14 protein-coding genes are annotated in these 13,008 nt (G+C 40.3%); 7 read left to right on the top strand and 7 right to left on the bottom strand.

Going from position 1 to position 13,008, the window contains the following annotated elements; translation table 11 throughout:
* Positions 1–59: 59 nt before the first annotated feature.
* Positions 60–578 carry an acyl-CoA thioesterase gene (locus ACQ2HE_RS07775; protein WP_430898877.1) on the top strand — a complete coding sequence of 173 codons (519 nt, stop codon included), beginning with the start codon at positions 60–62 and terminating at the stop codon, positions 576–578.
* A 7-nt stretch (positions 579–585) separates the two neighbouring features.
* Here ACQ2HE_RS07775 and ACQ2HE_RS07780 read toward each other — a convergent pair whose 3' ends face one another.
* Entirely contained in the window at positions 586–1,650 is a 1,065-nt protein-coding gene (locus ACQ2HE_RS07780) for a carboxypeptidase-like regulatory domain-containing protein (RefSeq protein ID WP_430898875.1), read from the bottom strand.
* Between the two features lie 44 nt (positions 1,651–1,694).
* The gene (locus ACQ2HE_RS07785; RefSeq protein WP_430898873.1) at positions 1,695–2,462 is read right to left on the bottom strand and encodes a lysophospholipid acyltransferase family protein; all 768 of its coding nucleotides are present in this window, start codon (positions 2,460–2,462) and stop codon (positions 1,695–1,697) included.
* 151 nt (positions 2,463–2,613) lie between these two features.
* Here ACQ2HE_RS07785 and ACQ2HE_RS07790 point away from each other — a divergent pair, with 151 nt between their 5' ends.
* The gene (locus tag ACQ2HE_RS07790) at positions 2,614–3,321 is read left to right on the top strand and encodes an SIMPL domain-containing protein (RefSeq protein ID WP_430898871.1); all 708 of its coding nucleotides are present in this window, start codon (positions 2,614–2,616) and stop codon (positions 3,319–3,321) included.
* On the opposite strand, the gene hxpB is transcribed toward ACQ2HE_RS07790, so the two are convergent.
* The 3 genes from hxpB to ACQ2HE_RS07805 form a co-directional block, all read right to left on the bottom strand.
* Complete coding sequence (gene hxpB, locus ACQ2HE_RS07795) at positions 3,308–3,952, bottom strand: hexitol phosphatase HxpB (RefSeq protein WP_430898869.1); 645 nt, start codon at positions 3,950–3,952, stop codon at positions 3,308–3,310. The genes ACQ2HE_RS07790 and hxpB overlap by 14 nt on opposite strands.
* A gap of 83 nt (positions 3,953–4,035) precedes the next feature.
* Positions 4,036–5,928, bottom strand: a complete 1,893-nt coding sequence (gene rpsA, locus ACQ2HE_RS07800; RefSeq protein ID WP_430898867.1) for a 30S ribosomal protein S1 — start codon at positions 5,926–5,928, stop codon at positions 4,036–4,038.
* Positions 5,929–6,055: 127 nt separating this feature from the next.
* A complete protein-coding gene (locus ACQ2HE_RS07805; protein WP_430898865.1) occupies positions 6,056–6,880 on the bottom strand; it encodes a purine-nucleoside phosphorylase in 825 nt (274 codons plus the stop codon).
* Between the two features lie 57 nt (positions 6,881–6,937).
* On the opposite strand from ACQ2HE_RS07805, the gene ACQ2HE_RS07810 reads away from it, so the two are divergent.
* Genes ACQ2HE_RS07810 through ACQ2HE_RS07830 form a run of 5 tightly spaced genes read left to right on the top strand, consistent with a single transcriptional unit; the run spans position 6,938 to position 11,216 of the window.
* A complete protein-coding gene (locus ACQ2HE_RS07810) occupies positions 6,938–8,197 on the top strand; it encodes a DUF547 domain-containing protein (protein WP_430898863.1) in 1,260 nt (419 codons plus the stop codon).
* A 5-nt stretch (positions 8,198–8,202) separates the two neighbouring features.
* A complete protein-coding gene (locus ACQ2HE_RS07815) occupies positions 8,203–8,538 on the top strand; it encodes an arsenosugar biosynthesis-associated peroxidase-like protein (protein ID WP_430898861.1) in 336 nt (111 codons plus the stop codon).
* Between the two features lie 16 nt (positions 8,539–8,554).
* Positions 8,555–9,610: an arsenosugar biosynthesis radical SAM (seleno)protein ArsS gene (arsS, locus tag ACQ2HE_RS07820; RefSeq protein WP_430898859.1), complete on the top strand. Its 1,056-nt coding sequence runs from the start codon at positions 8,555–8,557 to the stop codon at positions 9,608–9,610.
* A gap of 25 nt (positions 9,611–9,635) precedes the next feature.
* Entirely contained in the window at positions 9,636–10,610 is a 975-nt protein-coding gene (arsM, locus tag ACQ2HE_RS07825; protein ID WP_430898857.1) for an arsenosugar biosynthesis arsenite methyltransferase ArsM, read from the top strand.
* A complete protein-coding gene (locus tag ACQ2HE_RS07830; RefSeq protein ID WP_430898855.1) occupies positions 10,611–11,216 on the top strand; it encodes a TIGR04282 family arsenosugar biosynthesis glycosyltransferase in 606 nt (201 codons plus the stop codon). It abuts the gene before it with no gap.
* Between the two features lie 22 nt (positions 11,217–11,238).
* On the opposite strand, the gene ACQ2HE_RS07835 is transcribed toward ACQ2HE_RS07830, so the two are convergent.
* Positions 11,239–12,315, bottom strand: coding sequence for a VOC family protein (locus ACQ2HE_RS07835; RefSeq protein WP_430898853.1), 1,077 nt, complete (start codon positions 12,313–12,315; stop codon positions 11,239–11,241).
* The gene (locus ACQ2HE_RS07840; RefSeq protein ID WP_430898851.1) at positions 12,302–12,985 is read right to left on the bottom strand and encodes a TIGR04283 family arsenosugar biosynthesis glycosyltransferase; all 684 of its coding nucleotides are present in this window, start codon (positions 12,983–12,985) and stop codon (positions 12,302–12,304) included. The genes ACQ2HE_RS07835 and ACQ2HE_RS07840 overlap by 14 nt, the downstream gene beginning before the upstream one ends.
* Positions 12,986–13,008 lie beyond the last annotated feature (23 nt).

The following is a 13,008-nucleotide window of genomic DNA, read 5'->3' on the forward strand; positions in this document are numbered from 1 at the left end:
AATCAAACTGGTTCTTTCAAATTAGGACGCAACCAGTATCTTTGCAAAAATTTTATTCAATGGATCAAGTGGCAAAAACGGCAAAAGAGTCGCATGTGGTTATGACTGAATTAGTGCTCCCAAACGATACCAATACATTTGGCAATCTTATGGGTGGACGATTGATGTATTGGATGGACATTGCTGCAGCCCTAGCCGCCATGAAGCATTGCAATGCTCCCGTGGTTACAGCCTCTGTTGATAACATTTCATTCGAAGCTCCCATCAAATTGGGCAATGTGGTACACATTGAAGCCAAAGTTTCCCGCGCCTTCAATTCCTCCATGGAAGTACATCTCCAAATTTGGGGTGAAGATGTGGTACATCAATACAAATACAAGAGCAATGAAGCTTATTTTACCTTCGTTTCACTTGATCCCAACGGAAAGCCCCGAAAAGTGGCACCTATTATTCCGGAGACAGAGGTAGAGAAAACATTGTTTGAAGGTGCTTTGCGCCGTCGTCAAGTTCGTTTGATACTTGGAGGGAAAATGAAACCCTCGGAAGCAGATGAATTAAAAGCCTTGTTCACTAAATAATCAAAGCTTATTTAGCAGGCCGATAGTCTACCGGAAGCATATTAGCAACGCGTTCAAATCCCCAATATCCTTCATACATAACTGCAAGGGGATTGGCGAGGCCTCCTTGTTGATCTAAAAAAGCCGGTGGTTCTACCATTCGAATTTTAGCCGTAAAGATGCGTCCTCCCATACCTGAAAACGGTTGACGCCTTGCCAAATAACCCGATCCATAAAGAATACCGGAATATCGAATTTCCAAGTAGTTTGCAATGTTCAGTCGATACACATTCAAACCTGCGGTACTATCTTGCACCAACAGCGTTTTCAAGGATTCTTCTGTGAACGCTTTGCTATTTTGATCGAAAACAGAAAAATGATTTAAAGCCAGGTTTTTATCGAGCAGCGAGTGGTAGAAATTCATCGTGCTTCCTTTGTAGTAGCGCTCTCTATTCTTAATGTACTTAAGTTTTACTTTCCCATCTCGTCCAATCAAATCTTCAAAACGCGTATACCCGTAGAAGTATACTTTTTGCGTTACAGGATCATACGAAAACCGCTCTAATTGAAAATGTATGAGGTAGCCCAATTCCTCATTCACTACTTCCAAAGGCACCGCACTAAAAGCTCTAATTTCTTTTTTTGTATCTCCTTCTTCGAACAATACTTCATCTTCATTCAAAATACTGCAATTATTGGCGGCCTGTGTAACTCCCAAAAAGTGCTCACGAAATATTCGCATCCACTCCGCTTTCTCACGCTTGGTGGTTACTACAATATTGCGTAGCTCATTCTGCTTTTTTTGAAGTCGAAACGTGATCCTGAAATCCTTACTTTGAATTTGCAGGCGGTACACAACAGGATTGTATCCAACATAACTAACAACAATATCGTAAAAACCCGGATTGATTTTCTTGAGATCAAAGAAGCCGGAATCATTGGTGGTAGTACCGATAGTAGAATTGTTGATGTAAACGCTGGCTTTGGAGAGAGGTTGCCCCGTGGTTTCTTCTAACACAGTACCAAACACCGATGCTTGCGAAAAACACCAGCACGGAATCAAGCTTAAAAAGATCGCAACAAAAAGTTTCATACTGATGCCCAATTGAAGTTTAATTGCGTGGCAAAACAGCGTTATTATTTGTCAATTTTGAGCCAATGATGCGGCCCTTTCATCATGTGTTCCTTACTTTGCTCAATTGCATCCATTACTTGATCTAAAATTTGATCCGTTGGAGCATCGTAGTCTATCTCAAGAGGTGCTTTGAAAGTAACAGAAAGCACCACTCCTTTCTTTTTGAACTTCAAACCCTTCTTATTGAAAGCTCTCCAAAATCCACTAATAACAACCGGCACTACTATCGGTCTGTTTTCCTTGATGATAAAAGCCGTTCCCTTTCTTCCGGGGGCAAAGGGTTTGGTTGTTCCTTGAGGAAACGTGATCACCCAATTATCAGACAAGGCTCTTTGAATTTTACGAGTGTCTGAAGGATCAAGCGTTCTTCTAACTTCTTGTCCCTCGGCTCTCCAAGTTCTTTTAACAGTGAGCGCACCTGCCAAAGTAAACAATCGACTGATCCAACTTCCTTTCATTGTTTCTTCCGCAGCTACATAATATACTTTTGTGAAGGGATTCAATAAGTAATAAGGGATGCCCAATCTGTTCTCTTTACCCCACTTAACGGCACAGAATATGTGCAAAAAGGTAATAACATCGGCAAAATACGTTTGGTGATTGCTCACAAACAACACATTTCTTTTTGGCAAATCTTTAATGTGTTCAGTTCCTTTAATGGAAAGCGAATTCAGCAAGGTTAACCCGGGATAGGAAACCAATCCTACCACCAAATAAACCACTTTCCGCACGAGGTTGGTATTTTTCAATCGGTGTACAAATGCACTCATGAGCCTTCAGTTGAACAAACAATCGAACGAATATAGCCCTATTTTACGAAAAAAAATTGTTTGAAAGCCGGGAAACCTTTAACATTTTGAAACAGTTGAATCGTATTTGAATTTGTAACTTCTCCCCTATTTTGAACCTAAATAAACCTTTATGAAGTCGATTACCACAACAGTCATGTTCCTATTTTTTTTCTCCTTCGCCGCTTTTACTCAAACCGGCACTACCGCTCCTAAAACAATTTCGGTTACTGGTACCGCATCTATGGAAATTATACCCGATCAAATTTTTATTTCAGTTGAATTGACGGAATACGAGAAAAGGGGCCAAGCTAAAACCGAGCTTGCAGCGGTGAAAGAAGAATTCATCAATACTTGTAAAGCTGTTGGAATACCGGAAAAGAATATCTCGGTAGATTCCTATGAAGGGCTTTCGGCATCTATTTGGCGGAAATTTGGCGGAAAGAAAACTGTTTTAAACAACACTATTCGATATGTAATTGAATTTAATAATGTTGAACTGATTGATAAAATGATGTCGAAATTGAACGACGATGCAACAGTATCAATTCAAATTGTAAAAATTGGTCACACAAAAATGGTAGAATTCTTGAAGGACATACGCAAACAAGCGATACGAGCTGCCAAAGAAAAAGCTAGCTACCTCTGCGAAGCTGTTTCAGAAAAACTAGGTGAAGCAATAGAAATTACCGAACCCGAAACGTATGCATTTAGTGCTACAAGAGAAAACAGATTCCTAAACAGTAATATTTCACTTGGCGATAAGAGTGAGGATTTCAGCGTGGGCTTCAAAAAAATCCCAATTACGTATTCTATTCAGGCACGTTTTAGAATCCTTTGAATTCATTTAAAGAACTCAACACCAAATCTGCTGCCTTCCACCGAAGTTCTTGCTGAACACTAGGAGCAGGTACCACAGCACATTTCATTTTAGCAGCTTTGGCTGCAATCATACCATTGAAAGAATCTTCAAATACCAAGCAATGTTGCGGACGCATGTCCAATTCCTTGGCACAGTTGATAAACACTTCCGGGTGGGGTTTGCCATAAGCAAGTTTTTCAGCCGAAGTTTTTACTTGCAAAAATTGACCGATAGAAAGTTTCTCTACAACTTCATCAATCAATTTCATGGGTGAAGAAGAAGCAATGGCTATGGGTATGTTTCTATTATGGAAATAATTCATGATGTATTCAACACCGGGCAGGGCTTCTCCTCTGGCCTTGATTTTTGCAATGGCCGTCGCTTCAATGGTTTTGATGGCCTCGGGTGCATGAGCTTTATCAATTCCGAAATATCCAAACCAATGATCGATCCATTCAGGTGTTCTCAATCCGGTTGAGGAATGGTATTGCTCATCGGTTAAGTTGATGCCGAAGGTAGAAAGGGTTTCGGAACCGGCTTCCTGCCACAAAGGTTCTGAATCAATCAACAATCCATCCATATCAAATATTACTGCCTGAATCGTACTCATATCTTGAATTTTAAAGAGAAGCGCTGAATTAAAAAGTCCCGCAGTTCTTTACTGCGGGACTGTATGTAAGATGTGTTACAATCTTATTGAGCGGTTTCTTCACCACCTTTTTCGCCTTCTTGTAATTTAGCTTTGATTTCAGCTAAAGCACCGAGGTCTCCCAAAGTAGCTTTTTCCACTTTGCTTTGGATGGTCTTAACAGCCTTCTTCGTTTTGTCGGCTTCAGCGCGAGCTTCTTTCTTCGCAGCTTCTTTCTCCTCAACTTTCACTTGTTCCCAAAGACGGCTATGAGACAATACAATGCGTTTTTCGTTGCGATCGAACTCAATTACTACAAACGTAATGGTTTCGTCGGCTTGAACTTGCTTACCATCTTCTTTTGCAAGGTGACGGTTAGGAGCAAATCCTTCCAATCCGTAGGGAAGTTGAACTACAGCACCTTTGTCATCTTTGCGGATAACGGTTCCTTCGTGTTGTGTTCCCACTGCAAAAGTATCTTGCAGTGCATTCCAGGGATCTTCTTCCAACTGTTTGTGTCCGAGTTGCAATTTGCGGTTTTCTTTATCAATACCGAGGATTACCACTTCAATTGTTTGACCAACTTTCGTGTAATCACTTGGGTGATTGAAACGCTTCAACCAGCTTAAATCGCTGATGTGAATCATACCACCAATTCCGGTGCTCAATTCAACAAACACACCGTATGGAGTGATGTTTTTCACCAAACCATTGTGACGGCTGTTTTCAGGGAATCTTGTTTCAATTGAACTCCAAGGATCTTCGGTCATTTGTTTGATCGACAAGCTCATCTTACGATTTGCTTTATCCAAGGTTACAATCTTCGCTTCATGCTCGTCTCCTAATTTGAAGAACTCTTTTGCGTTGATTGGAGTGTTAGCCCAAGTAATTTCACTTACGTGAACCAAACCTTCAACACCAGGCATGATTTCCAAGAATGCACCGTAATCTTCAATATTTACCACTTTACCTTTCACTACCGAACCTTCCACTACTGTTTCAGGTAAAATATCCCAAGGATGTGGAGTCAATTGTTTCAAGCCTAAGCTGATACGTTTTTTCTCATCATCGAAGTCTAATACAACCACTTTCAATTTCTGATCAAGTTTCAGAACTTCTGAAGGATGGCTGATTCTACCCCAGCTGATATCGGTGATGTACAACAAACCATCTAAGCCACCCAAATCCATGAAGGCTCCGAAATCGGTGATGTTTTTGATAGTACCTTCCAATACCTGACCTCTTTCGAGTTTGCTCATGATCTCTGCACGTTGTGCTTCGATATCGCTTTCGATCAATGCTTTGTGAGATACTACAGCGTTCTTAATAGTTTCGTTGATCTTCACTACTTTGAACTCCATAGTTTTTCCTACAAACTGATCGTAGTCTGTAACAGGCTTAACGTCAATTTGAGAACCTGGTAAGAATGTTTCCATGCCAAACACGTCTACAATCAAACCACCTTTTGTTTTAGAAGTAACCAAACCGGTAATAACTTCACCAGTTTTGTGAACTTCAACGATACGCTCCCAAGCACGAGTGATACGAGCTTGCTTGCGGCTCAGGTTCAAATGACCTTCGCGGTCTTCTTTCTCTACAACCATTACTTCCACTTCATCACCTACTTTCAAACCCTGCAAATCGCGGAATTCGTTCAAAGAAATCAAACCATCGCTCTTAAAACCAATATTGATCACAACATCAGTTTTTGTTACACCTACTACCAAACCAGAAACCAATTCACCATCAGTTACTGACTTGAAGGTTTTTTCATACACTTCGTCATACTTTACTTTCTCTTCTTTAGAGTAAGAAGTAACGTTGCGTTTGTCTACACTCCAGTCAAAATCGTCGTGCGCCGAAGTGTCCACAGAAGGGTTTGTTGTCGCTGTTGCGTCTGCAGAAGACGCATCCTGTGCATCAGCGTTTAATTGTTTAACAATAAAATTTAAAAACATGATAAATAGTCCCGAAAGGGTTAAAATTTTCGGGGATGCAAAGATACTTTATTCCCCGTACATACCCATCTTTTGCAGGGGAAAAATTATGGCCTCCAAGTTATTGAAATTCAAACAGTTAAGGCAATCAACAAGCCCCCATTACAGCTTTCACCAGCAAACTGAGGGTTTTATCCGATTTTCCCGCCACTTCAATTATTTCTGCTATGTTTACCGGCTTTAGGTTATCGGGGTCACATTCATCTGTTATTACACTTACGGCGGCACAGGGAAGTCCCACCTGGTTGGCTACAATTACCTCAGGCACCGTACTCATGCCTACCATATCAGCACCCGTATTTCTCAACCAACGATATTCGGCTCTAGTTTCAAGGTTAGGGCCCATAACAGCAACATAAACACCCTTTTTTAGCGGTATTTTCAATTCAGAAGCCTTCATTTCAAACAAAGCATTCAAATGGCCGTCATAAGGAGCGCACAGATCAACAAAGCGCTGCCCCCAACTAGGATCGTTCATACCGCGCAAAGGATTGTCAGGTTGCAAGTTGATGTGGTCGTCCAACAACACCAAATCTCCCTTCTTAAAGCTAGGATTCATTCCCCCGGCAGCATTGCTCAAAAACAAGTACCGCACTCCCAACGCTTTCATTACACGAATCGGAAAAGTGATCTGCTGCATGGAATACCCTTCATAGTAATGAAAACGCCCCTGCATGGCCAGCACTTTCTTGCTTCCAATTGATCCATACACCAGTTGACCCTTGTGGAATTCTACTGTAGAAGTCGGGAAATAGGGGATTTCTTGATAAGGAATCGTTAGTTCAATCTCCATCTCCCGGGTAAATGCTCCCAATCCGGTTCCTAGAACAATCCCAATTGTTGATTGTATAATGCCTTTGTCTTGTAAAAAGCGAGCACAATCGGCCACATGCTCTGGAGTATAATTTATCATGCAGTTAAATCTTATCGGTTTTAGATTACGTAAGTTCTAAAGGTAACACTGTCTAACATGAAAGTACGCATACTCGCCATTCTTAGTTTTTTGATGCTCAACGCTTGGTTTTGCATCGGGCAAACTGTAGGAAGCAGCGTTCCCAGGCTTCCGGTAGATCGTGTGATCTCCCGAGCAGACGAAAAGTCGAGTGAACTCATTGTACCAGGTCCGAAATTATTCATTCTAGATTTCTTCGGCACCTGGTGTGTTCCTTGTATTAGAGCACTTCCAAAACTCGATAGTCTTCAAGGATCATTTAAGGAACAAATAAAAGTATGGCTCATTTCTACAGAATCTACCGAAAAACTCACTTCATTTTTAGAAAAAAGGCCTTCTCTTCACTTACCTATTGTTGTAGACAGCAATGCAAAGCTGAGCAATTACTTCCAGCCACCTTCTTATCCCTATACTGTTATAATTAACCCACAAGGTGTTATTGTATCAATAACTCATGCCAGTGCATTAACAAAAGACTTAATAGAAAGTTTGATAAAAAACGAAGAGCCGGCTCCGCCAATTGAACAGCCAACTACATCATTCCCCTCTTTTTCTTCGCTTATGATTAATACAAATACCAGCAATAATATTTTGGTAAAGAAATCGCAGGAACTCGTGTATGCCACTAAAACCGAAGAATCATCAGAGGCACTGGAAATGGACCTGAGCAAGATTTCAGCGTCTGAACTTGAGAAATACTTGATAACTGATTCAGAGAAAAAAGCCTTCTGGCTGAACATATACAATGCATTCACACAAATTCAATTAAAGAAAGATACTTCAGCATACCTACACAGAAACAAATTTTTCAAAACCAGATTTATCAATATTGGAGAAAGAAAATGGAGTTTAGATGAAATAGAACACGGCCTTCTAAGGAAATCGAGTTGCAAATATTCATTGGGCTATCTTAAAAAAATTGGCGTTAAAAAATTTGAGAAGAAAAATAGGGTAGCAATTATTGATCCTAGAATTCATTTTGCATTAAACTGCGGAGCAAACTCTTGTCCTCCAATCGCCTTTTACAACGATGCTACTATTGATCAACAACTTGAAGTAGCTACTACTAATTATCTTAACAGTGAAGCAAGTTACAACGCAGCAACCAATGTACTAACCCTTCCTGCCTTAATGAGTTGGTTTCGCGGCGATTTTGGAAAGAAGAAAGAACGACTTAAATACGCTCAAAAAATTGGTCTACTTCCGGATACGGTAAAACCCAAAATCCACTACAAAAAATACGATTGGTCTCTTCAATTAAATCACTTTCAAAAATAATCACCATGGCAAATCACTATTACGACGCGGCTGACCTAGCTAAATTTGGAAAAATCAGCGAATACCAAAAGGAATTGGCAGATAAATTCTTTTCTTGGTACGGTGCTGCTTTTGCAGACAGCGCGCTCTCTGCAAAAGAAAAATCACTGATTGCATTGGCCGTTGCTCACGCTGTACAATGTCCTTATTGCATTGACGCCTACAGTAGTGATGCTTATGAGAAAGGATGGAACGAGGCACAAATGATGGAAGCTGTTCATGTTGCCGCAGCCATTAAGGGGGGCGCCGCATTGGTTCACGGCGTTCAAATGATGAATAAAGTGAAAGAAATAGCAATGTAATTTTTAATTCAGTAACATGAAATCACTACAAGCTCAAAAAAGTGAACTTGCAAGCACTGAAAAGCAACTTGCCATCATCGAAAATGGACTCAGTGGAAACAAAGACTATGCATTGATCCCATTTCAACAGCAATTGGAACAACTGAACCTCTTTCCTCTTGTTCCTACGCAGCTTGAGATCTTTCAAGTAAATGTTGGAAAAATGTGTAACCAAGTTTGTAAACACTGTCATGTAGATGCGGGACCTGATCGAAAAGAGATCATGACTCGAACTACGATGCAGGCTTGTTTAGATGTATTGGCCGCTAACCCTTCTTTCAAAACAGTTGATCTTACAGGTGGCGCTCCGGAAATGAATCCTGACTTCAGGTGGTTTGTAGAACAAATACATGCGCTGGGAAAACACATCATTGTACGTTGCAACCTAACCATTATTCTTGCGAATAAAAAATACCACGATCTTCCGGAATTCTTCAAAAAACATCAAGTTGAAGTAGTCTCCTCTTTACCTTTCTATACTGCTGATAGAACCGACCGACAAAGAGGCGATGGGGTGTTTGAAGATTCAATTAAAGCACTTCAAATGCTCAATGAAGTAGGGTATGGAATTGAAGGAAGTGGTTTGCAACTAAATCTTGTGTACAATCCAGCCGGTGCCTTTCTTCCTCCGGCACAAAATGGGCTGGAACTTGAATACAAGGAACAATTGAAAAAACATTTCAACATTAGTTTCAATAACCTCTATGCTATAACAAATATGCCAATTAGTAGGTATCTCGACTACCTTCTTACTAGCGGCAACTATGAGAAATACATGGAGAAATTGATAGGTGCTTTCAATCCTGTTGCAGCTAGCAATGTCATGTGCAGAAACACCTTGTCAATAGGTTGGGATGGTTACTTGTTTGATTGCGATTTCAATCAAATGTTGAACCTAAAAGTAGATTCCAACCATCATCATATTTCCCAATTCAATTTACACGAGCTTCAAACTCGATCCATTGTTGTAAATCAACATTGTTATGGATGTACAGCCGGATCCGGTAGCAGTTGCGGAGGAAGTGTAGCATAATTAATTCATTCAAATAGTATAAAGTATGAGCATCACCTACTTGGAAACAACCAAAAACGTATACAAAGAAGCAGCAGAAAACCCTCAAGTTGGTCTTTGCTGCACCACCACACCCATTTGGCAGTTGCCGGGTCTCGATATTCCCGTAATCATGCAGAGAATGAATTACGGCTGTGGATCTACCGTTCATCCGCGCGACCTAGTCAACAATCCTAAAATTTTATATGTTGGTGTTGGCGGCGGAATGGAGCTGCTTCAATTCGCTTACTTCAGCCGTCAAACAAATGGCGTTATTGGAGTAGATGTAGTGGATGAAATGTTAGAAGCTTGCAATCGGAACTTTTTGGAAGCTGAACAAGCCAATCCATGGTTTAAAAAAGATTTTGTTCAATTGAAAAAGGGCGATGCGCTTAACCTTCCGGTTGAAGATGCTTCTATAGACGTTGCAGCCCAAAACTGTCTTTTCAATATTTTTAAACAAGAAGAATTGAAACAAGCGTTGAAAGAAATGTACCGGGTTCTTAAGCCTAGAGGAAGATTGGTGATGAGTGACCCGACTTGCGAACAAGAAATGAGCAAAGAATTAAGAGAAGATGAAAGATTAAGAGCTTTGTGTTTAAGTGGTTCTCTCCCACTCTGGGATTATATAAAGATGATCACAGATGCAGGCTTTGGAACAGTAGAAATTAGAGCAAAGCGTCCGTATAGAATTCTTGACCCTAAAAACTATCCCACTAAAGAGCTTCTTTTCATCGAAAGCGTGGAAGTGTGCGCAATCAAAGACCCTATGCCCGAAGATGGACCTTGCGTATTTACCGGTAAAGCAGCCATCTATTATGGAAACGAAGAATGTTTCGATGACAACAAAGGGCATGTATTGCTACCAAACCAACCGCTGGCCGTGTGCGATAAAACCGCAGCAGCGCTTTCGAAACTCAATCATCCGGAATTGTTTATATCAGATTCAACTTATTTCTACGACGGAGGTGGATGTTGCTAAATGAAGCCGGCACTTATCATATTTGCAAGAAGACCGGTTGAAGGGAAAGTAAAAACTCGATTAGCAAAAACAATCGGTAGTTCAGAAGCATTGTCGGTATACCGGCAACTTCTGAACTACACTCATTCCGTACTACTCACCATTGATGCCGATAGATTTGTGTACTATTCGGATGAAATTGATGACAAGGATCATTGGCTAAATAAGCACTATTACAAAAGATTACAAGCAGAAGGTGATCTTGGAGATAAAATGAAACGGGCATTTGATGAACTGTTCCAAATGGGATATCAAAAAGTTATCATTCTGGGTACCGACTGCCCGGAGCTAGAATCGCAGCACATTCAAAATGCTATTATTGAATTAGATGAAAAAGATGTGGTCATTGGGCCTGCTAAAGATGGAGGCTACTATCTACTTGGAAAGAAAAGAATGATTACCGATCTATTCTCAAACAAATTATGGAGCACTGAAAATGTATTGCATCAAACATTGAGCGATCTGGAACGCTTAAATATTTCATACTCGTTACTATCTACATTAACAGATATTGATGAAGAGGCCGATTGGCTACCTTTTAAACAGAAACTAGAACTGTTCAAATAACACCAATTCTTTCAGTAAAGATCTACTTTACCCGCGAAAACCGCAACGACTTCACCATCCAATTGGGAAGAGGTTTCTCCGGGTTTCGATTCTTGAGATTCAAATACCATCCGAGTGATTTTAAGATTGGTACTTTATGAGTTTCTACGTATTCAATTAAAGTTCCATCACAATCTTCATTGTATGCGAATTGTCCTGCTGCCTCCCCCATATCGAAACTATTATTACTATTTACCGTTAATGGGTGCTTTATAGATTCGCAAAGGCTTTCCAACTCCTTCATACCGGTAATATCAAAACACACATGAATGAAACCCAAATCACCCCAATAACGATTCTCAAACATTGGTCGGCCACTAATCTCAGGGTGGCAGATCAATTCAATTTGAGTTGGACCCAATAATTTAGCAAAAGCCCCCGCTCTATTCTGAGAATGCGTTAAAACAACCCGCTGCACAGCAACAGCCTCCTCAAATTCTTCGCCCAACCCTTTCCATCTGCCGGTTTCTTCGCTCAGTACTTTATCATATCCAAGCAACCGGTTGTAAAATGATTGAGACATTTCAATATTACTTACTCCAATCCCTACTCCTAAAACACCGCCTGTGAACGACTTGCAACTATCAAAAACATAATCGTCCTCAATCACTTCAAATATATTTTCGTATGGATCTTTAACAAAAAAATGATACTTCCCCTCTGAATTCGTTAACATGCCAGTGAGAAACTGAACCCCTTCATTTTTCATATGTATAAAAGCCTCTTTGGGTCGAGCACTGCGAATTTTTACCCAAAGAATACCTAGATCCTGTGGACTTCTCTTGTTGAGTTTTCCTTTCGGTTTTCGACTCATATATTGCCAGATCTCAAAACCACCACCTCCTTGTAAGTTCATAGCAAGAATGGCATAACGCTCGTGTACTTCTCCCCCGGTATAACAAGTCATCAAGCTTGCCATTGCCTTGTCTTTGAAAACTACTACGTCCATCCCAAACACTCGCTTATACCATTGAAATGCTTGATCGGCATTCTCAACACCGATCCCAATTTGTTGTATTCCCGAAATTTGAAATGGCCTTTTAAAATTACTTGAGTGCATTCTTATAAAAATAAAAAATAGATTCTTGGCTACAGCCTTTTCGAAACATAGCAACTGCTTTTCTGTTCGCTTGTTGAACTTTCCACCAACTGTTTTTGCTATATTTTCGAGCAGAGACCAAAGCGGTTCCCTTAAATATCTTATAACGAGCTGTTCTGCGAGCCCTTTCTACAAACTCATACTCTTCCATTATTTTCAAGGAAACATCAAATCCACCAACTTTGAAATACAAGTCTTTTTTTATAAACAATGTTTGATCCCCACCGTAGCAAATAAACCAGTCAAATCGAGTGAACCAAGCATTTATTTTCAGAAGCCAACTAGAACTATCAAACTTTGTTCGATACCTGCCAATTTGATATCCTTCTTTTACAGCATCATAAATATCCTTGATAAATGTTTTTGCGGGCATGGTATCGGCATGTACAAAATAGAGTACATCGCCTTTTGCAGTTTGTGCCCCAAGATGAAGTTGGGCTGCCCTTCCTTTGATGGCAGATTGAATAACCGTTACACCTAGTGATTTACAAGTGGAAACAGTTGAATCGGTACTTGCAGCATCTACAATGATTATCTCCAATAGTTCTTCACTGCCATTTTCTTTTAAAAAATGGATCAAATTTCCAATTGACAATGCTTCATTATAAACAGGAATCACCACACTTATCATACCAGTAAGATACGTAAGAACTG

Origin of the sequence: Endoryza foliicola (genome assembly GCF_050589245.1) — a bacterium.
GTDB classification, from domain to species: Bacteria; Bacteroidota; Bacteroidia; order Chitinophagales; family Chitinophagaceae; genus Endoryza; species Endoryza foliicola.